At 68.3% G+C, this 20,024-nt stretch carries 11 protein-coding genes; 4 read left to right on the forward strand and 7 right to left on the reverse strand.

The window, feature by feature from the left end:
- Positions 1 to 471 precede the first annotated feature (471 nt).
- Positions 472 to 11,367, forward strand: coding sequence for a LamG-like jellyroll fold domain-containing protein (locus ACFU5K_RS27570; RefSeq protein WP_384066388.1), 10,896 nt, complete (start codon positions 472 to 474; stop codon positions 11,365 to 11,367).
- Positions 11,367 to 11,924 carry a hypothetical protein gene (locus ACFU5K_RS27575; RefSeq protein WP_384066390.1) on the forward strand — a complete coding sequence of 186 codons (558 nt, stop codon included), beginning with the start codon at positions 11,367 to 11,369 and terminating at the stop codon, positions 11,922 to 11,924. Before ACFU5K_RS27570 ends, ACFU5K_RS27575 begins: the two co-directional genes overlap by 1 nt.
- 84 nt (positions 11,925 to 12,008) lie before the next feature.
- On the opposite strand, the gene ACFU5K_RS27580 is transcribed toward ACFU5K_RS27575, so the two are convergent.
- The 7 genes from ACFU5K_RS27580 to ACFU5K_RS27610 form a co-directional block, all read right to left on the reverse strand.
- On the reverse strand, positions 12,009 to 13,319 hold the full coding sequence (locus ACFU5K_RS27580) for a tyrosine-type recombinase/integrase (protein ID WP_384066392.1): 1,311 nt from the start codon (positions 13,317 to 13,319) through the stop codon (positions 12,009 to 12,011).
- Positions 13,319 to 13,543 carry a helix-turn-helix domain-containing protein gene (locus ACFU5K_RS27585; RefSeq protein ID WP_384066394.1) on the reverse strand — a complete coding sequence of 75 codons (225 nt, stop codon included), beginning with the start codon at positions 13,541 to 13,543 and terminating at the stop codon, positions 13,319 to 13,321. The genes ACFU5K_RS27580 and ACFU5K_RS27585 overlap by 1 nt, the downstream gene beginning before the upstream one ends.
- Positions 13,543 to 14,988 (reverse strand): replication initiator, encoded by a 1,446-nt coding sequence (locus ACFU5K_RS27590; protein WP_384066396.1) that lies wholly within the window; start codon positions 14,986 to 14,988, stop codon positions 13,543 to 13,545. The genes ACFU5K_RS27585 and ACFU5K_RS27590 overlap by 1 nt, the downstream gene beginning before the upstream one ends.
- A 151-nt stretch (positions 14,989 to 15,139) precedes the next feature.
- Positions 15,140 to 15,916 (reverse strand): DUF2637 domain-containing protein, encoded by a 777-nt coding sequence (locus ACFU5K_RS27595; RefSeq protein ID WP_384066398.1) that lies wholly within the window; start codon positions 15,914 to 15,916, stop codon positions 15,140 to 15,142.
- A gap of 38 nt (positions 15,917 to 15,954) precedes the next feature.
- Positions 15,955 to 17,367, reverse strand: a complete 1,413-nt coding sequence (locus tag ACFU5K_RS27600; RefSeq protein ID WP_384066399.1) for a cell division protein FtsK — start codon at positions 17,365 to 17,367, stop codon at positions 15,955 to 15,957.
- 1 nt (position 17,368) lies between these two features.
- On the reverse strand, positions 17,369 to 17,557 hold the full coding sequence (locus ACFU5K_RS27605) for a hypothetical protein (RefSeq protein WP_384066401.1): 189 nt from the start codon (positions 17,555 to 17,557) through the stop codon (positions 17,369 to 17,371).
- The gene (locus tag ACFU5K_RS27610; RefSeq protein ID WP_384066403.1) at positions 17,554 to 17,907 is read right to left on the reverse strand and encodes a hypothetical protein; all 354 of its coding nucleotides are present in this window, start codon (positions 17,905 to 17,907) and stop codon (positions 17,554 to 17,556) included. The genes ACFU5K_RS27605 and ACFU5K_RS27610 overlap by 4 nt, the downstream gene beginning before the upstream one ends.
- A gap of 164 nt (positions 17,908 to 18,071) precedes the next feature.
- Between ACFU5K_RS27610 and ACFU5K_RS27615 the strand changes: the two genes are divergently transcribed.
- Both ACFU5K_RS27615 and ACFU5K_RS27620 read left to right on the forward strand, forming a co-directional pair.
- Complete coding sequence (locus ACFU5K_RS27615; protein WP_384066405.1) at positions 18,072 to 18,962, forward strand: GntR family transcriptional regulator; 891 nt, start codon at positions 18,072 to 18,074, stop codon at positions 18,960 to 18,962.
- A gap of 589 nt (positions 18,963 to 19,551) precedes the next feature.
- A complete protein-coding gene (locus ACFU5K_RS27620) occupies positions 19,552 to 19,974 on the forward strand; it encodes a helix-turn-helix domain-containing protein (protein WP_384066407.1) in 423 nt (140 codons plus the stop codon).
- Positions 19,975 to 20,024: the final 50 nt, after the last annotated feature.

The raw sequence follows: 20,024 nt of genomic DNA on the forward strand, positions 1-20,024 counted from the left end.
CAAGCTCCCCATGCGGCAGCAATTCAAGATCGGACACAACGAGATCCAACCACACCGCATCCCGCTTCCACCACGCTCCCACCGTGACGGCCAGTCATCCAACGCCGGAAACCATCACGCTCCGATTACCCGCTGAATGTTTGCCCACCAGGGTCTTAGAACAGCAGCCTGCCCGCCGGCCCGGCCCGTCTCGCCCAGACCGAGCAACCCGTGACTTGATCAAAGAAGCATTACTGAAGCGAAGAAAGCGTAAAGAAGTTGACAAGCACGAATATGGACGAGGTGCCTATTTCGGTGGGTAGGTTCATGTACGGGTCAACGGTGACTCAACATCAGGTTTCCTGACTAGGTTTCAGTGCACGCGGTCGGGCAAGATCGGCCAGCTCCTTCCTGGAGTGTGCGTTTCCCTTCCGTCGCTTGCGCCGTGCCCCACCATGGCCTGTGGCATTCCTGAGTGCTGGAGTCCCCGCCATGCGTGCCCGGCTGCCCCGCCGTCCCCGTTCGCCCCGCCGTGCCCGCCAGCTGCTGCGTCGGGTCGCCCTGCTGGTGCTCACCGCACTCGCGCTGATGTTCTCGACTCAGCAGGCCATGGCCGACGGCGCCGAACTTGGTGCCGTCGACCTGCCCTCGCTGTCCTCGATGGCGTCCTGGTTCAAGGACCCGCACTGGGGCAACCTGCCGCACCAGCGGTCCGGTTCCGCCGCTGGCCACCGCCACCACGTCCCGGCCTCCGCCACCGACGCCCACCGCGGGGCCGGCCATGCACGCGGGAGGGGGCGCGGCGAGCTGGGCGCCTACCATGCGCACCTGCCTCAGGTGAAGACGGGCCGGAGCCAGGCCGCCTCGGGCCGTTTCAGCGCTAAGACCAGCAAGCGCAACCCCGCCAAGTCCTCCCGGGACGTCGCCGTCTTCGACAACGCCGACGGCTCGCAGACCCGCCGGATATCCCCGACGCCGATCAACTACCAGGTAGGCAAGGGTAAATGGGCGCCCATCGACGTCGACATCCGGGCAGGCCCCGACGGGCGCTGGCACGAGAAGGCCAACTCCCTCGCCGTCGACTTCGCCCCCAAGGCCACCGACGACCACCTCGTCTCCTTCGCCAAGGACGACGCGCACGTCCTGTCCTACGGCCTGACCGGCGCCGCCGGCGTCAGCGGAACACCGGCAACGGACGCCTCGCACATCACGTACACGGACGTCCTGGACCACACCGACCTCCAGGTCTCCGCCACCGCCTCCGGTATGAAGGAGGCGATCGTCCTCAAGTCGCCGAAGGCGGCCAACACGTGGACGTTCCCTCTCGCCCTCAAGGGCCTCGTGCCTGTCCAGCGCCACGACGGGTCCATCGACCTGCGTGACGCCACCGGTAAGACCATCGAGCGCATCCCGCACGCGTACGCATACGACGCGAAGGTCGATCGCCGCTCCGGGGACCCGGCCACCACCTATGACGTCCGTTACGACCTCACTGAGGACGGGCACGGCGGCCACGCGCTGCGCATCACCCTCGACGAGCGCTGGCTGCACGACTCCGCGCGGCGTTTCCCCGTCACCGTCGACCCCACCGTCCTGGACGGCTGGACGACGACCTACGCCGAGTCCGGCTACAACCAGGACCACTCCTTCGAGCAGACCGTCAAGGTCGGCTCCTACGACTCCGGCCCCCACTCTGCCGTCTCCTACATCAACCACTGGGACACCGCCTGGGACGGCTCGGGCGCGACCGTCACCTCCGCCAAGCTGCACCTCTTCGACACCTGGGCCGCCACCTGCACCGCCGAGCGGTTCGACGTCGCCCTGGTGAAGAAAGCGTGGACGCCCGAAAGTGTCACCACCTACCCGGGCCCGTCCTACGGCTCGTCCATCGGCAACGCGACCCCCAGCGTCCCGCACGCCTGCGCCAACACCGCCGCCAACCGCAGCGTCGGCGACTACGTGACCGTCACCCTCTCCAACGCAGCGATCCAGGGCTGGTTCAACGGTACGACCGCCGACTACGGCCTGGCCGTGTACGCGTCCACCACGGACGCCCTGCACTGGAAGCAGTTCGGCTCCTTCAACGACCCGGGCAAGGGCCCCTACATCGACGTCACCTACACCGGCAACACGCCGCCCCAGGTGTACGAGCAGTTTCCCGCCGACAACGCCGTCGTCGGCACCACCACCCCCCAGCTGACCGCTTGGTCGGGCGGCGCCAACTCGCAGGCGAACACCACCACCAAGTACCTCTTCCAGATCTTCGACAGCCAGAACACCAAGGTCGCCGACTCGGGTCTGCTCGCCACAGGCAACTGGACGGTGCCGGCCGGCAAACTGAAGTGGGGCGCCAACTACTACTGGACGGTGCAGGGCTACGACGCGGGCATGTACTCCGACGCCACGCCCTACGCCCTGTCCGTGCAGGTACCCCAGCCCGTCATCACCTCCGGGCTCTCGCAGAACTCCAGCGACCACGGCTTCGACGCGTCCATCGGCAACTACACGACCTCCGACACCGACGCCTCCATCTCCACCGTCGGCCCCTCGCTCGACGTCGAACGCGACTACAACTCACGCGACCCGCGCTGGACCGGCGCGTTCGGCGCCGGCTGGTCGTCGATCTTCGACGCGCGCGCCACCGAGCAGTACACCGCGGCCGGCGCCGTGGCCGGAGTCAACGTCACCTACCCCGACGGCTCGCAGGTCGGCTACGGCAAGAGCACCGACGGCACCTTCGCCGCCGGCAGCGGCCGCTTCGCCACCTTCAAGTCCGTCACCGGCGGCTACACACTGACCGACAAGGACGACACGCTCTACACGTTCACCCAGTCGCTGGGCTCCGGTGGCTACGGGATCACGTCCGTCGCCGACGCGAGCGGCCGCAAGGTGACCTTCACCTGGACCTCCGGACACGTCACCAAGATGACTTCCGCGGTCTCCGGCCGCTCCCTCACCCTGAGCTGGTCGACCCCGAGCGGTGCGAGCGCGTCCCACGTGGGCACCGTCGTCACGGACCCGGTCACGGCAGGTGACACGAACAGCGCGCAGACCTGGACCTACGGCTACACCGGCGACCAGCTCACCACTGTGTGCTCGCCACTGTCAGCCACCAAGTGCACGACATACGGGTACACCTCCGGATCCCAGTACCGCAACGCCGCCCTCGACCTGGACCCGCACGGCCTGTGGCCGCTCGCGGAGACCTCAGGCACGAAAGCCAAGGACGCCGTCCTCGCCAACGAGGGCACGAACGACGCCACCTACGAGAACGTGACGCTGGGCGGCACGGGACCCTTCGCCGGGACCAAGGCCGCGACGTTCAACGGCACATCGTCCGACGTCGCCCTGCCCAACAACACCGGCAACGACACCGACTCCGGCGCCGTCTCCCTGTGGTTCAAGACCTCCACCAAGTCCGGAGTCCTGTACTCCTACGCCTCGCAGCCCATCACCTCCGGCGAGGCCGCCGGCTTCTACACGCCCTCGATCTACGTCGGAACGGACGGCAAGCTCAACGCCGAGTTCTGGTACAGCGGGGGCGCCAACCCGATCCAGTCGGCGGCCTCCGTCGCCGACGGCAAATGGCACCACGTCGTGCTCTCCGCCGCCGGCAACTCGCAGAGTCTGTTCCTGGACAACGCCAAGGTCGGCTCACGCTCCGGCTCGGTCTCCATCAAGTCGGCGGCTGCCTTCGGCAAGAACCAGGTCTTCAACTACCTGGGCACCGGGTACCTCGGAGGCGACTGGCCCGACGAGCCCAACGCGCACGCCGACGACCCGACCGGCAAGCCCTACTACTTCAACGGTCAGATCGCCGACGCCGCCTTCTACGACAAGCCGCTGGTCGCGGCTGACGTCAGCGCCCTCTACACGATCGGCAACCACCCGGCCGCCCTGCTCGCGTCCGTCAAGCGGCCCTCCGGCAAGACGTACGCGACGATGACCTACGACGCCGACACCGCCGCCCTCACCCAGCTCACCGACGAGAACGGCGGCACCTGGAAGCTCGGCGCCCCGACGGTCGCCGGTTCGAGCCAGACCTACCGGGGCGCGGTTCTCGGCGCGGCGCCCTCCGGCTACTTCCGGCTGGGCGAGGCCGCGGGCGCCGCCACCGCCATCGACGAGGTCCGCGGCGGCAGCGGCACCTACAACGCGGTCACCCTTGGTGCTGCCGGCCCCTTCAGCGACCAGAAGGCCGCGACCTTCAACGGCACCTCCTCCTACGTGGAGGTGCCCGCCGGCACATTGCATGCCGCAGGCGACCGCAGCATCGAACTGTGGTTCAAGACAGCGGGTCAGGGCGTTCTGATCGGCGACCAGTCCGTGCCGATAGCCGGGGCCACCGTCGCGTCGGGCACCTGGGCGCCCTTGCTGTACGTCGGCACCGACAACAAACTGCACGGCCACTTCTGGTCCCGCAGCGGCTCGGGAAGCACCGCCTTCGGCTCGACCGGCACGGTCACGAACAACGCCTGGCACCACGTGGTGCTCAGCGCATCCGGCAGCACCCAGACGCTGTACCTGGACGGCACCCAGCAGGCCACGTACAGCGGTGCTCCCAACGACCAGTCCAACACCCACCTCTACATCGGCGCCGGCTTCGCCAAGACCTGGATCGACGCGCCCGCCGATGTCAGCCACTTCAACGGCTCCATCGCCGACGTCGCCTTCTACCACTCGGCGCTCACCGCGCACGACGTCAGCGCCCACATGGAGGCCGCGAAGAAGTCGACCGGCCTGCTGCCCGTGGAGACGGCGAAGGTCACCACCCCGACCGGCTCCACGATGACGTACACCTACGACGTCACCAACGGAAACCGCGCACTGACCGAGACCGACGGCCTCGGCAACAAGACCAGCTTCGGCTACGACACGGCCGGCTTCGAGCACACCGTCACCGACCCGAACGGCGTCCAGACGGTCACCGGCCACGACATCCGCGGCAACATCGTCTCCTCGACGACCTGCCAGGACCAGACCGCGAGCAAGTGCTCCACCGAGTACTACACCTACTACCCGGACGACACGACGGCCCAGCTCACCACCGCCGACCCGCGCAACGACCAGGTACTCACCGAACGAGACGGCCGGTCCGCGTCAGCGAGCGACGACACGTACCTGACGTCGTTCACCTACGACGCCACGGGCAACCAGACCGACGTCACCGGCCCCGCCGTGCCCGGCCTCCCCGACGGTCAGAGCACGAAGACCATCTACTCCGACGGAACGAGCGCCTACCCCGCCACCGGCGGCGGCACCGTCCCGGCCGGACTGCCGGTAAGGACCATCAGCCCGGCCGGCGCGGTCAACTCCGTCTCCTACTTCAACAACGGCGACGTCGCCTCCACCACCGACGCCGGCGGCCTGCTCACCACGTACACCTACGACGGCCTGGGCCAAGTACTCAGCCAGAAGGTCATCTCCGACACCTACCCGGACGGTCTGACGACAACGTACGAGTACGACACCGCAGGCCAGGTCACCGCCGAGCACGACCCGCAACTCACCGACCGCGTGACCGGAGCCGTGCACGCCGCCGTCACCACCTCCGTATACGACGAGGACGGCAACGTCACCTCACAGACGGTGGCCGACGGATCCGGCGGCGACAAGGAACGCACCGAGACCCAGACCTACGACGCGTTCGACCGCCTGCTCACCGAGACCGACGCCAACGGCGTCGAGGGCGCGGACAACGGCAACACCACCACCTACACCTACGACACCTCCGGCAACAAAACCAAGGAGGTGACATCGGCCGGCAACGAGACCCGCTACACCTACGACGACAACGGCGACCTGCTCACGCAGACCCTGATGTCCACAGGTGACCCGGTGAACCCGACCGCACCGACCGCGCGGATCGAGTCCTCGCGCGCCTACGACCCCTCCGGCCGCCTCGCGTCAGTGACAGACGCGATGGGCAACACCACCGCGTACACCTACACCGACGACGGCCTCACCTCGACGGTGAAGCGCACCAGCGCCGACGGTAAGTCGACCTACCTGCTGGAGTCCGACACCTACGACGCGGCAGGAAACGCGCTCTCGCAGACCACCGACAACGGCGAGACCGTCGAGAAGTACAAGGTCGACGCCGCTTCCCGGACCACCGAGACCGCGCTCGACCCGACCGGCGTCAACCGGGTCACCACCCTCTCGTACACCCCGGACGACCAGGTCTCCACCGCGAACGACCACGACTCCTCCGGCTACGACCGCACCACCGCGACGACGTACGACGCGATGGGCAACGTCCTCAGCGAGACGCTGTACGGCGACGCGTCCGGCCACCCGGCCGGCTGGTGGAAGCTGAACCAGACATCCGGCACCCGGGTCACCGACTCCTCCGGCACCGGGAACACCGCGACCGCCGGAGCAGGCGTGACCTGGGCCGACAATGCCGCAAAGTTCTCCGGCACCGGCGGCGTCATCGCCACCAACGGCCCGGTCCTGGACACCTCCGCGTCCTACACGGTGTCCGCGTGGGTCAACCTGACGGACACCTCCGCCTTCCGGACCTTCGTCGCCCAGGGCGGCACCAACCGGGCCTCCTTCTACCTGCAGTACAACAAGACCTCGAACGTCTACCGCTTCCACGTCGCCAGCGAGGACGCCGCGACGCCTTCCGCGTTCCACGACGCCTCCGCGACGGCAGCCCCGGCCCTCAACACCTGGACCCACCTGGTCGGCGTGTTCGATGCCACCACCAGTGCGATGCGGCTCTACGTGAACGGCGCCCTCGCGGGATCGGACACCAACCCCACGCCGTGGACAGGGAACGGGCCGTTGTCGATCGGCGGCACGAAGACGGCCGGTGGCACGATCAGCGACCCGGTGGCCGGCTCCGTCGGCGACGCGCAGACCTACCAGCGCGCCCTGTCCGCCACCGAGATCAGCTCCCTCTACGGCAAGGGCCGCACCGGCGGCACCGTCGGCTCCTCCGACGAGCAGACCACCACCTACACCTACGACAAGCGCGGCCTGCCGACGTCCGAGACCGACCCCGAGCACAACACGACGACATACGCCTACGACGAGGCGGGCAACCTCGCGGTCACCACGGCGCCCGCCGTGCAGGCCGAGGCCGACGGCGTCGAGGCGAACGCCACCACCGTGCGCCCGACCACCACCTCCGGGTTCAACACCTTCGGCGAGGCCGTCGAGGAACAGGACCCAAACGGGCTGGTCTCCACCACCGCCTACGACGCCAACGGCCAGAAGGTCTCCGAGACACTGCCCCCCTACACCCCCACCGGCGCCACCTCGCCGCTGGCCGGCACCACGGTGTGGACCTACGACAGCGAGGGCAACCAGAAGTCGCTCACCACACCCGGCGGCCGCACCACCTCCTACCTGTACGACCAGGCAGGCGACCTCGCCCAGATCACCACCCCGGACGGCAAGAAGACCCACGCCACCTACGACCCGGCAGGCGAACAGCTCACCGCGTCCGACAGCCTGGGCGCGCAGACCCAGGCGACGTACGACTACCTCGGCCGGCAACTCACCTCCACCACCCTCGAGCGCTTCCCGACCACACGCACGCTCACCACGACGAACTCCTACGACGTGAGCACCGGAAACCCCTACGGGGCGCACCTCGCCTCGACCAGGTCACCGGGTGGAGTGAGCACCTCATACGCCTACAACCGGGCCGGCGACGTCAGCGCGGTGACCGACGGAGCGGGTAACACCACCCGCTACACGTACGACTTCATGGGCAACCAGCAAAAGACGACGCTGCCCGACGGCACGTGGAGTCAGGTCGACTACAACGCCGAAGCCGACCCCACGGACACCTACCAGTACGACGCGTCCAGCACCCTGCTGTCGCACACGAGCAACCAGTTCGACGGCGACGGCAACCTGACCGCCGCCACCGACGCCAACGGCCACACCACCCGGTGGACCTACGACGCGGCGGGCACCATCACCCAGCAGGTCGAGCCGGTCGACGCGTCCACGTCGATCACGACGACCTTCGGCTACGACGCGGCGGGCAACAAGACCCGCTTCACCGACGGCCGCGGCAACTCCTGGCGCTACGCCTACACCCCGTGGGGCCAGCAGCAGACGGTAACCGAGCCGAAGACCAGCCGCTACACGTCGGTCGCCGACACCACAACCAGCTTCGAGTACGACGCCGACGGGCAGATGACCAAGGCGACGATGCCCGGCGGCACGACCACGTCGATGACGTACGACGACATGGGCCAGCTCAAGGACATGTCCGGACAGGGCGCCGACGCGGCGACCGCCAGGCGGAGCTTCTCCTACGACGCCGACGGCCGCGTCACCTCCGCCGACACGGACGAGGCAGGCATCGCGGGTGCCCTCGACCACCAGGCGGCCACGCACGAGGCGTTCACCTACGACGACCGCAGCGGCCTGCTCACCGCGAACGGCGCCGCAGGAGCCTCCTCCTTCTCCTACAACGACGACGGCTCGGTCCTCACCCGCACCGACGCGGCGGGCACAACCGGGTACGGCTACGACACGGCGGGCCGCCTCGCGACCGTCGACGACCCTGCGACGGGCCAGCGGCTGACCTATGGATACGGCACGCTGAACGAGGTCAAGAGCGTCAAGTACGGGGCGAGCGGGCAGACCAGGTCGTTCACCTACAACAGCAGCCACGAGCTGACCAACGACACTCTCGTCCAGGGCGCAAGCACGCTGGCGAGCTTCACCTACGGCTACGACACCAACGGCAACCTGACGTCGAAGAAGACGACAGGCGTGACGGGCGCATCCGCGAACACCTACACCTACGACTGGTCCGACCGGATCACGTCATGGAACGACGGTGCCAACACGACCGCGTACACGTACGACGCCTCCGGAAACCGCATCCAGGTCGGCGCGGACGTCTACACCTACGACGCCCGTGACGAACTGACCTCGGACGGCAAGACGACCTACGAGTACTCGGCCCGCGGCACACTGATGACCCAGTCGGCGGCGACGGGCGACAACACCGTCTTCAAGACGGACGCGTTCGGCGGGCAGATCGTGGCCGGCAGCCAGTCCTACACGCAGGACGCGATGGGCCGGAACATCACCGACACCGACACGGCGGACGCGGCGAACCCGCGCACGTTCACCTACTCAGGTGCGGACAACACGATCGCATCGGATGGCGGCAGCACCTACACCTACGACGCCGCGGGCGGTTTGGTCGGCATCGGTGAAGCCGGTGCTGCCGCCGGGACGGGTGTGCTGGCCCTGACCGACCAGCACAATGACGTGGTCGGCACCTTCACCTCGGGTGCGACCACCCTCACGGGCTCGGCGACCTACGACCCCCTGGGCAAGGTCACCGCGTCCGCACCGATGGCGGGACACCTCGGCTTCCAGTCCGGGTGGACCGAACCCGGAACCGCCGGCACCGGCGGCAACGACGGGAACGTCGGGACCGCATCACGCTGGTACAACCCCGGCACGGGCACGTTCCTGAACAAGGACAGCATCTCGCTGGGCGCGACACCGGACTCAGTGGCCGCCAATCCGTTCGCCTACGTCGACGACAACCCGCTGGCGGGCACGGACCAGTCAGGCAACTGCTCCTGGTACGACGTGGTGTGCGGCGCGAAGAAAGCCGTCCACAAGGCGAAGAAGACCGTCAAGCACGTCGCGCACAAGGTCTACCACGCCGCCAAGAAGGCCGCGAGGAAGGTCGTCCACGCCGTCAAGCACGCGGCACACAAGGTCGTACACAAGGTGCGCGACGTGTACCACGCCACGGTGCGAGTAGTGCGGCGCGTCTACCACTACGCGGTCAGGCATGTGAAACGGGCCTACCACCGGGCCGTCCACGCGGTGAAGTCCGCCTACCACAAGGCCAAGAGAACCGTGCACCGCGTGGTCAAGAAGGCGAAAGCGGCAGCGCACAAGGTCGCCCACACCGTGAAGAAGGCTGCGCACGCCGTCGCCCACGCGACACGCACCGCCTACCACGCCACGGTCAAGGCAGTGAAGACGTCCGCCAACTTCGTCAAGCACCACGCCGCAGCAATCACCTCGTTCGTCGTCTCGACAGCGGTCTTCGCGGGCTGCGAAGTCGCCACTGGCGGTGTTGGCTCAATCGGCTGCGCGGCGATCGCGGGCGCGGCCGGAGCCCTGGTCGAGCAGGGCTTCTCCTGCGCGCAAGAGGGCGGCGCCGCATGCAGCGTGGGCGCATTCGCCGGCTCGGCGATCACGGGAGCAGTGGCCGGCGCGCTCGGCGGCGCCCTGGGCAAACTCGGCGGCAAGCTCCTCGCGAAGGCGGCACCCAAAGCGATGAAGGCCGTGGGCGGCCTGTTCGGCAAGGGAGCCGCCGGTGCCGAGGAATCGGCCGCGGTAGACGCCACAGACAGCGCGGCAGCCAGGGCAGCAGACGATGGCGCAGGCACGTCCAGTCAGAGCCGCTGCCCCGGCCCGCACAGTTTTACCGGCAGCACGAAGGTACTGCTGGCAGGCGGGACCACGAAGGCGATCGACCGTGTCAAGGTCGGCGACGTCATCGCGAACTCGGTACCCGGTGCATCTGCAACGGAGTCTCACAAGGTCACCGCGGTGATCGTCACGAAGACGGACCACGACTTCGTGGACGTGTCCATCAAGGCGAAGGGCAAGAGCACACCGGCCGGCGCGCTCAAGTCACTGGCGAAGAGGGCGGGCCGCAAAGTCGCGGTCAGCGCGGCATCCGTAGCAGCGCTAGGGGCGATGGCGGCCCCAGCGGCGGCTGCCACCGGTCACGAAACCCACACCGGCACAGCCCACCTGACAACGACGTTCCACCACCCCTTCTACGACCAGACACAGTCAGCCTTCGTCGACGCCAAGGACCTCAAGACAGGCGACGTCCTCCAGACGCCGACCGGCACAGCCCAGGTCGCCAACATCCAGCTCTACCACGCGAACACGGTCACATACGACCTCACGATCGGAAGCCTGCACACGTACTATGTGCTGGCGGGGGCCACTCCGGTCCTGGTTCATAACTGCAACCTGTCTGATCGGGCAAGCGCAATCCATGCCGCGGAGCCAGACGAGTACGTCAAGAAAAACATCAGCACTGTGGCTGTTGTGCGTGTGGATACTCCTCGCGGTCAGGTCGACTTGATTGCGGGTAGCGGAGATGGTTTGACGCCCGCCCAGATGTCTGTCCCTCTACGCCCGGGCGAGATGCATGTACCAAACATCCCAGGAACGCATGCTGAACAGAATGCCTTGTTGTATGCGAAGGCGTTTGGATACACGCCAGTCGCCGGAGGAACATCGAGAAATGTGTGCCTCAGGATCTGCGCTCCGTTCATTCGGGGCGAAGGTGGCAGAATGATGGGGAACGTCTTCCCAGGTAGTGGCACAACGACAACGCGCCAGAGGAGTTTTGAATGGTAGTGGACTCGGCAGTCGCCGAATCCCTGAGGGGGAGCGAGCGAGTCGGGCTTGCTGTGTTCGTGGCAAGCTGCACCGAGCGGATGGCGCAGCTCTTCACGGGTCTGCGAGGTGGAGATGCCGACCGCGCCGAAGACGTTGATCTCTACCTGGAAATCCTGGGTGAGCTTTGGGACCCGAGCCTGGCGGACAGCGTATTTTCTGCCCGCATGGAGGCGCTGGAGGAGCTTTCGGAGCTCCAGCCATCCGAAGAGGGACTCGTGGACGTAGCCGATATCTACGCCTTCTATGCGGTCCTGTGTATGCGCTATGCGGTCCTGTGTCGCGCTAACGGAGAGCCGGACGATGCGGTTCGCTGCGCTCACGCATGCCTCACCGCATTGGGGCAGCTAGATCGAAATATTCCGCAAGGCACTTTCTTTGAAAGCGAGCACGAAAACCAGCGTCGAATCCTACGCGATGACCTCACCTCTGGCGAATCATTCTCGCGGCTTCGAGAAAGAGATCAAGAGGCAAGTCGCGAGCGGCTGCTCGCGGTGAATTCGAGGCTGCGGAAGTAGCGTCGCGAAAATGAGTAGAAGCCCCGCCGGAGTGACATTCCGGTGGGGCTTCTCGCGTCTTGACGGCAGTAGTTGACGGCAACGTCAGCGGACGGGCGCTGCACAAAGCGACGGTTCGTCACCGTCGTCGTCGCGTCGGGTGGCGGTCTCGTTGAGGTTGCGGAGGGCGTTGCCGAGGAGGCTGATGGCGTCGCGTTGGAGGCGGAGTCGGACGTGGGCGTAGACGGTGGCGGTGACGCCGATGTGTGCGTGGCCGAGGAGTTCTTTGATCACGACGAGTTCCACGCCTTGCTCCAGGAGCAGGGTGGCGGTTGAGTGTCGTAGGTCGTGGAAGCGGATGCGGCGGAGCCCTGCCCGATCGAGCAGGGAACGGAAGCGGCGATTGAGGTTCGCCGGATCGATCGGCCTTCCTGCCTGTGTGGTGAAGACGAGTCCGCTGTCCTTCCAGCCCCCCGCTGCCGCCGCACGTTCTCCTTCCTGGCCTTCACGGTGTTCTTTCAATGAGTGGATGCACTCGCTGGGGAGGGCGATGCGTCGTTCGGATGCGCGGGTTTTGGTGGGCAGGGTGGTCAGTCCGCAGGTCTGGGTGCGCTGGAGTGTTCGGCGGATGCTGGCAGTGCCGACACTGAGGTCGACGTCGTCCCACTGAAGGCCGAGGAGTTCACCCTTGCGGAGGCCAGTGCGGAGGGCGAGTTCGTACAGTGCGTGCAGGCGGTCGCTTCGTCCAGCCGTGAGGAAAAGGCGGGCTTCGTCGGCGGTGAGGGGTTCGAAGCGGCGAGGTCGGGGCGTGCCGGTGCGGACGTTGCGGGCGACATTGCGCGTGATCTCCTCCTCGCGGACGGCGTGCTCCAGGGCGGACTTGAGTACGGAGTGGATGTACGCCAGCGTCAGCGGGGAGAGCCGTTTGGAGCAGCACTTTCCGGCGGCGCAGCAACGGGGCTGATCGCGGTGGGTGTCGATGTTGCGGGCGCAGCACTGGCAGGTGGTGCGGAGCTGGTTGAGCCAGGTGCGGACGTCCTTGGCGGTGAGCTTGGCGAGCTTCTTCTTGCCTAGGCCGGGGATGAGGTGTTGGTGGACGCAGGCGGTGTAGCGGGTGTGGGTGTTCTCGCGGAGCTGGTGGATGGCGACGGCCTCCAGCCAATACGTCAGGTAGGCGCTGACACTGCCCTGTGCGGAGGGCACGGGGACGCCGCGGTTGCTGGTGGCGATCTTCTCGGTGAGTTTGGCCAGGGCTTCCTTGCGGGTGGTGCCGTAGACGCGGATGCGCTTGCGGGTGTTGCCCGGGGCGAGGACGTAGCCGGCGGCTTCCCAGCGTCCGTCTTTGCGCTGGTAGACGGTCCCGTCGCCGTTGGCGCGGATGCGGCGGGAGGGGCTGGGCTCGCGGGGCGTGGTCATCAGGCGGCTTCCTGGTCGAGGCGGGCGTGGATGAAGTCGGTGAGGGCGTGGGTGGGGATGCGGCGGGCACGGCCGAGGGTGATCGAGGCGAGCTGCTGAGTGCGGAGCAGGTCGTAGACAGCGGAGCGGCCGAGTTGGAGGCGGGCCATGACCTGGGGGACGGTCAGCAGTTCCTGAGACGTACTCGGCGCCCGGTGGGGCGGGCTGGGCTGGTACGAGGTCATCAGCAGCCCCCTTCCGCTGCGAACTGCCGTTCCAGTTCTCTGCGGTGCCATACGCCAGCGGCGAGGAGTCCGGCGCCGGGGCTGTAGCCCGAACCGTGGTAGGCCCAGTGGCCGATGACGAGGGTTGTCGTCGGGTCGGGCTCGGGCAGGCCGGCTTGGGTGCGGGCCTGCTCAGTGCGCCAGCCGCGGCGGGCGTCGCGGAGCGCGCCGAGGGTGACGGAGTAGCAGCGGGACTTGGTGGAGAAGTGGCCGCGGAAGCCGAGCATGTGCGCCCACTTCCAGAGCTTGAGGTCAGCGAACTCCGGCAGCTTCCCCAGCTCCCAACAGGTGCGGATCATCTGCCGCACGTGGCGTGCGACGGCGAGTCGAGGCAGGGGGCGGGCCTGTCCGGTGCCGTCGCAGGCGGCGCACGGGAGCGGGGTTCCGTGGGGCAGGAGGGTTGCGCCGCGTCCTTGGCAGGGGCGGCAGAACAGGGGCCGGTCGAGGGTGCCGGAGGCGTCGGCGGACTTGGTGGCGTACTTGGCGACGTAGGCGGCGACGGCCTGGTCGGTCAGTTCGGCGTCGGTGCCGAAGGCGGCGATCTCGCGTACGTCGAGCTGTTCGCCCCAGGCGAGTTCGCGTTCCCCGACCCCATCCGACACGACGGTCACCCGGACGCGGGCGGCGGCAGCCCGGATGGCATCGGCGAGCACGGCGACGGTGGCATCCGGCGGTGGGGGCTGGGTGCTGCCGTCCGGGCCGTCGAGCCGGATCACGGCGTGGAAGTGGACCAGGCCGCGCTTCTGGTACTCGGCGACCTTGGCGAAGGAGACCCGCAGGACGGCACGGGCGGCCTTCTGGGTCATGCCCAGCCGGGCGGCGATCTCACGGCGCAGGTAGATCGTGAAGCGGGCCCACAGAGCAGAGGCGTGGGCGTTGAACAGGACCGCACCCGCATAGTCGTACGTCTTCGGGTTCAACGGTGTGCCGAGCAGGGCGTCAGCGGGTTCGTGGAGCTTGCCGCAGCGGCAGGGCCGAGTGCTGCCGTCCGCGTTGGTGAGACGGTTGTGGACCGATCCGAAGGACGGGGCGGTGAGGGTGGCGAAGACGCGGGGGTGGGTGCGGACGGTGTCGGGCACGGTCTTGCCGCCGGTCAGGCCGGCGCGGATGAGGTGGTAGGTGTCGGCGGCGTAGATGCGGGAGCAGGCCGGGCACCGTGAGGAGCGCCGGTTGCCGCACGCGGTGAGCAGGCTGCCCGTGGGTTCGTCAGATGTGGTGTAGGAGCGCAGCACCTCACCGGTCGTGGCGCCGACGGTGCTGGTGTGGCCGGTCAGGCGCACGGGCTCGGTGCAGCCGCCGAGGCGTTCGATCTGCTGGTGTGCACGGTCGAAGTCGGGCTCGTTGACGAGGTGGAGGAGGTCCCGCACGGCGGGGCTTGCCACGTGGCGCAGGTCCAGGGTGACCATGTCGGGGCGTATCCCTTCTGTCGGGGTGAGTGGCCCCGAGCAGCAACCAGCCAGCGAGGGGGCATGCTGGTGCTGCTCGGGGCATGACGAACCGGGCCCATCGGTGGGCGTGGAGTTCAGGCGGGGTGATCCGGCCGGCCGCCGGGGAGGCTCAGAGCTGAGCGAGCGCGGTGGTGGCCACCGGCAGGGCGACGCCCATGCGCGTTGCCAGCTGGGCGGCGGTGATCGGCGCTTCGTGTTCCGCGTGGTGGGTGTCCGCGATGTGCCGGGCCGCGACGAGCAGTGCGGCGGGCAGGGATGGACGGGAGCCGGTTGCGGCCGTCTTGGTAGCAGAGGCCGGGGCGGGTGCGAGTGCCTCGATCACGGAGGGCACGGCGGCCGTGGCCGAAACGGCAGTGGCGAGGGTGAGCGGCTGAGGGACCGGGGCGGCTGCCTCGGGAGCGGATGCCGGATCGGTCTCCGGCTCAGTGACGGGGGCAGTGGTGGGGACGGATGCGGTGGTGGCCTCCAGGTGCGGGGCGGCTTGGGCTGCGGTGTGGAACTGGGCAAGGAAGGCCGGGCCTACGCGGCCCCAGCCCAGGAGAAGGAGCGGGGCGACGGTGTCCAGGCAGGCGCGGCCGTAGTGGCCGGTGAGCAGCGGTTCGGCGGTGTTCAGTGCGAGGGTGAGTACGCCGCACAGGTGAAGCAGTCGGGTGCCGGCCTTCAGCTCGTGTGCGGGGATGCCGCGCAGGGCCAGGAATCGCAGTGCGACCAGGAGTCCGACGACGGACAGGTCCACCATGGGGGCGATCAGGGGCGCGATGGGGCGGGGGACGCCGAGTCGCAGTGCGAGTGCCCATACGTTGCCGAAGGAGAAGACGAAGGCCAGGGCCGCGATGATGGCCATGACCGCGGTCACGGTGTGGCGGGTGAATCGTTCCTCCGCCATGTGCGGGCCTCCTCTCAGGCGCGGGATTTCAGGGGCGCTCAGGACTCGGAAGGAGGGACAGGGCCGTCCGACTCGTCGTCGCCGGAGGCGGCCCAGCCAATCGAGTCGAGAAGCGCGTCCAGGCACAGGGCGGGGTCGGCGGTCAGGTGGGAGGTGGCTTCCGCAACGCGGGCCGCGTCGGCGTCGGAGACGTATGGGGTGCGGATGCGGGTGTAGCCGGGGCGGCCCTGCATCGCCATGACGGCGACGCCGACGTAGGCGGGGTCCTGCAAGGTGACCGGGCTGGCGTCGGGCCAGTTGCGGATGTCGTCGCCCAGCGCGGCCACCGCAGCTTCCACGGTCTTCTGCGCGAAGGACAGTCCGATGGGGCACACGTCGCGGATGAAGGTGGGGATGGCGTCGCCGGTGGTCTTCTGGCTGATCAGGATCACCAGGATGCCGACGCTGCGGCCCTTCTTGACCAGGTCCTCCACCAGCCGGGCGTTCTCCGCCGTCAGTACGGCCAGCCGTTTGGTGGCGGCGTCGCTGCCCTTGTATTCGCGGAAGTACGTGTGCGCCTCATCGATGATCAGGACCGTGAGCGGCCACTCGGGAGAGGGGCCGACGTGCCACATGTTCTTCACGCCCAGCACGTCACGGATGGTCGCCGAGCGCCGCTTGCGCAGCCCTACCAGCCGCTTGAACAGCGCGTTCGCTTCGTCCAGGTCGTCCCCACAGAACGCGAACATCCGCTTGACCAGGTCGGCGTAGTCGCCCTCCGAGGCACGTGACACCTTCCCGTCCGCAGTCGCGATCTGCACGGCCGGGGAGGGTGCGAAGTCGCAGACGAACTTGTTGACCCCCGAGGTCTTGCCCGCACCTGGAGTGCCGGCCACGGTCACCCCGGGCACGTTGGCCAGGGACACGCATACCCGGGCGGCGTACTCGTCCACACCCAGCTCCCAACGCATCAGATCCGCAGGCGGGCGGCCGGTGGGCCGGTGGGTGGTCGGCGTGGTCAGCGGGTCGGAGCGAACGCCCCGGATCACCACCTTGCCGGGGCCGTCCGGCAGCACGGAGACCCGTGTGCACCGCCAGGCGTCCGCCAGGAACCGCGCCGACCTCTGATACTCCTCCAGCCCGACCTGCGGCAGCGTGCGCGCCCGTACGATCACCCCGAACTGGTCAGCCTTGACCTTGATCCTCGGAGTCAGCACCCGAGGTGCGGGCGCGGGACCGTCCTTCTGGGCGGTGATCTGCGCGAGCAGGCCCGGCGTCTTGTCGGTGACCGTCAGCCCCGCCATCCGCGCGAGCCGTACCCAGCCCCAGCGCACCCGCACGGCCTGCCGCATGCTTACCCGCGTGCCCCGGTCGGCTCGCACGTAGCGCACCAGCGTCATTAGCAGCCACGCGCTGACTAGCACGGCGGTGACCAGCAGCGCGTCCGGCGCGTATCCCGTCACGGCTTCCACGTCACGCCCCCTCTTCGCGTATCAGGCGGAGCATGTGGCCCAGGTCGAGGCAGGCCGCGTGCTCCGGGCTCAGGCCGAGCAGATCGAGCACCGCCGCCGAGGCGGCGAACGTGGCCTTGCCCTCGGTCCCCGGCAGAGGCCGGAGCGGGTACAACTCCCTCTGCGGCGCGGAGTTTTCGAAGCGGATCACTGGGCCGCCTCCACCATCACCAGCTCCAGGCGGGCGGCCCGGTAGGCGACGCCGTCGGAGAGCTGACCGTTGAAGATCCGCGCCCACGGGGTCGCGAACAGTTCCACCGGCCGCACCATCGCACCCGGCTTGAGACCGGCAGCCAGGCCCGACTCCGGGACCGTGATCTTCAGGACCTCGGCCCGGCCGTCCTCCATGAGCATCACGGTCACCGTGTACAGCGGCGCTCCGGTCTCCCGGTCGGTGGCGACCTCCCCGGTCTGCTGGTCCTTGATCTTCAGCACCGGCTCGGTTCCCGCGATGCAGACCGCCGACGGCAGCAGGGCAACACGGATTCGAGTCATGGCCATGCCATCACATCCTCGTTCGATGGAGTCGCTTGATCGACTCGCCAAAACCATAACAGCACACTCGCTACACCCGCAACAGTCGATTCGTATCGCTACACCGATACGCCAGAGGCGCCGAGGACGCCCGGGTGTGCCGCGAGTGCCGACGCCGCTACCCTCGTGCCATGAAGCTGCCCCTGGGAGAGGACCCCCGGCCGCCGTACGTCCAGGCCGCCGACGTCCTGCGCGTCGCCATTCACGACGGCGAGCTGCGCCCAGGCGAGCGGCTCCCCGCCGCGCGCGAGCTGCAACGGCGCTTCGGAATCGCCAGCTCCACAGTCCAAAACGCCCTGCGACTCCTGAAGGAGGAGGGGCTGATCTACTCCGTCCTCGGCCGGGGCAGCTACGTACGCGCGCAGGACGCGTCGGCCGAAGGGGAGGCGGAGGCCGCAGCGGATGGCAGCGAAGTCGATTCCGGCGGGTCCGATCCCGAGTACGTCGGTCTCGGCGACCTCCGGCGCGGGTGGCAGACGGCCACCAGCCCCAGAGACGATCCCCGCCCCCCGTACGTGCAGACCGCGGACGCGCTCCGCAAGCAGATCCAGGACGGCCGGCTTGCGCCAGGTGCCAAGCTCCCGTCCGCCCGCGACCTGCAAGCCCAGTACGGCATCGCCAACTCCACCGCGCAGAACGCCCTACGGGTCCTCAAGGCGGAGGGGCTGATCTACTCCGTACAGGGACGCGGCGTCTTCGTTCGACAGCTCAGCCCACGCGATCAATTCCTCAAGCGCTACAACGAGACGCTGGAAGAGATGACGGCCCAGCACCGGGCGGACGAGGAAGCGGTACGACTCAGCGGAAAAACCGACGATGAGGTAGCCGCCGAACTCGCCGCCGCCGAGGAACGGTTCACCAAGGCCAGCACCGAGTTCGAAGCCGCTACCGCCCACCGCGACGCGATGCGCGCCGTTATGGAGCAACGCAAGCGCCTTAGCGGCAACTACACGCCCGAGGAGACCGCGGCCAAGGTCCAGCGCCTGCATGACCGGCTGAACGAAGGTCGACGTCGACGCTGAACTGGCCGCACGCGGCGGAGCGGCAGGACTCACGGCACGGGCGAGCTGTTCAGAGTTTCTTTACTTGATCAAGGCGGCCCGCTGACGCGGCCCGCGCGCGCTCCGGCCCCTCGGGGCCGCCGCCCGCTCCTGTCTCCGCCCCGCTTGCCGGCCGCCCCGCTGGTCCGGGCGCGCAACAGCCTTCAGCGTGGATGGTTCTGGGGCTCTGCCCCAGGCCCCGGCCCTCTCTCCGAGGGTGGAGGAGGCCGACCTACGGGTGCGGCTCCGTCGTGGTGATGGGTGGTCGGGTCGCGGGAGGGGTCCCTCGTCGCCCGGTCACCGGAGGCGTACCAGGAACCCCCGGGGGCCGCCAAGGCCAAGCGCAAGCGTCACCGGTGAGCCTTGGCGGCCCCCGGAGAACCCTGGTACGGCGAAGCTGCCCGACCGACGAGGGACCCCTCCCGCTCAGGCTCCGATTCTGCTGGCGCCTCGGCTATGCCCACCTGCTCGGCACCTAGTCGGGGTGGGTTACCGCTTCGGGCGGGTATCTGCCGGATAGCCCTCGGTTGACTCGTCGGACCGGCGTACCGTGGCGCTGGAGGTGGTCAGCATGACTACGGAACTGGCGGACAACGTCCGTAAGTACCGGCGTCGGGCCGGGATGAGCCAGGAAGAACTGGCCCACGCCGCAGGCGTCTCGCCGGGAACCGTCCGGAAGGTCGAGCAGGGCGGAACGGTCCGCATGGAAACCCTTCACGCCCTGGCCCGCGCGCTGAGGGTGGCCACCGGCACGCTGATGGCGTCCGACGCCCCCGAACCCGTAGGCCGCACCGAAGAGCCGAACCGGGTCAACCTGATCCAGCTTCGCGCCGTACTCACCCCAGCCGTCGGGCTCGTGGACCAGGACGCCGAAGTGGTGGGCGAGGAACCCAACCTGCGTGCGTTTTGCCGGACGGTGGGAGACGCGCGGGTCCTGTACTTCTCCGACGGGTGCGGATCCTTTCCAGGGACGGTTGAGCTGGGGTTTCGCTGATCTGGGTGTGGTTGGGGTGGCGGCTTGTCTACCGTGGCGGTAGAGGAGGC

The organism is Streptomyces sp. NPDC057428 (assembly GCF_042803195.1).
Taxonomy (GTDB): Bacteria; Actinomycetota; Actinomycetes; order Streptomycetales; family Streptomycetaceae; genus Streptomyces.

Bases quoted from the DNA above. Each gene is read 5' to 3' on its own strand.
- ACFU5K_RS27570 (WP_384066388.1), top strand. From the start codon at position 472: ATGCGTGCCCGGCTGCCCCGCCGTCCCCGTTCGCCCCGCCGTGCCCGC.
- ACFU5K_RS27610 (WP_384066403.1), bottom strand. From the start codon at position 17,907: ATGGCCATGACTCGAATCCGTGTTGCCCTGCTGCCGTCGGCGGTCTGC.
- ACFU5K_RS27615 (WP_384066405.1), top strand. From the start codon at position 18,072: ATGAAGCTGCCCCTGGGAGAGGACCCCCGGCCGCCGTACGTCCAGGCC.
- ACFU5K_RS27620 (WP_384066407.1), top strand. From the start codon at position 19,552: ATGACTACGGAACTGGCGGACAACGTCCGTAAGTACCGGCGTCGGGCC.
- ACFU5K_RS27590 (WP_384066396.1), bottom strand. From the start codon at position 14,988: ATGGTCACCCTGGACCTGCGCCACGTGGCAAGCCCCGCCGTGCGGGAC.
- ACFU5K_RS27585 (WP_384066394.1), bottom strand. From the start codon at position 13,543: ATGACCTCGTACCAGCCCAGCCCGCCCCACCGGGCGCCGAGTACGTCT.
- ACFU5K_RS27595 (WP_384066398.1), bottom strand. From the start codon at position 15,916: ATGGCGGAGGAACGATTCACCCGCCACACCGTGACCGCGGTCATGGCC.
- ACFU5K_RS27580 (WP_384066392.1), bottom strand. From the start codon at position 13,319: ATGACCACGCCCCGCGAGCCCAGCCCCTCCCGCCGCATCCGCGCCAAC.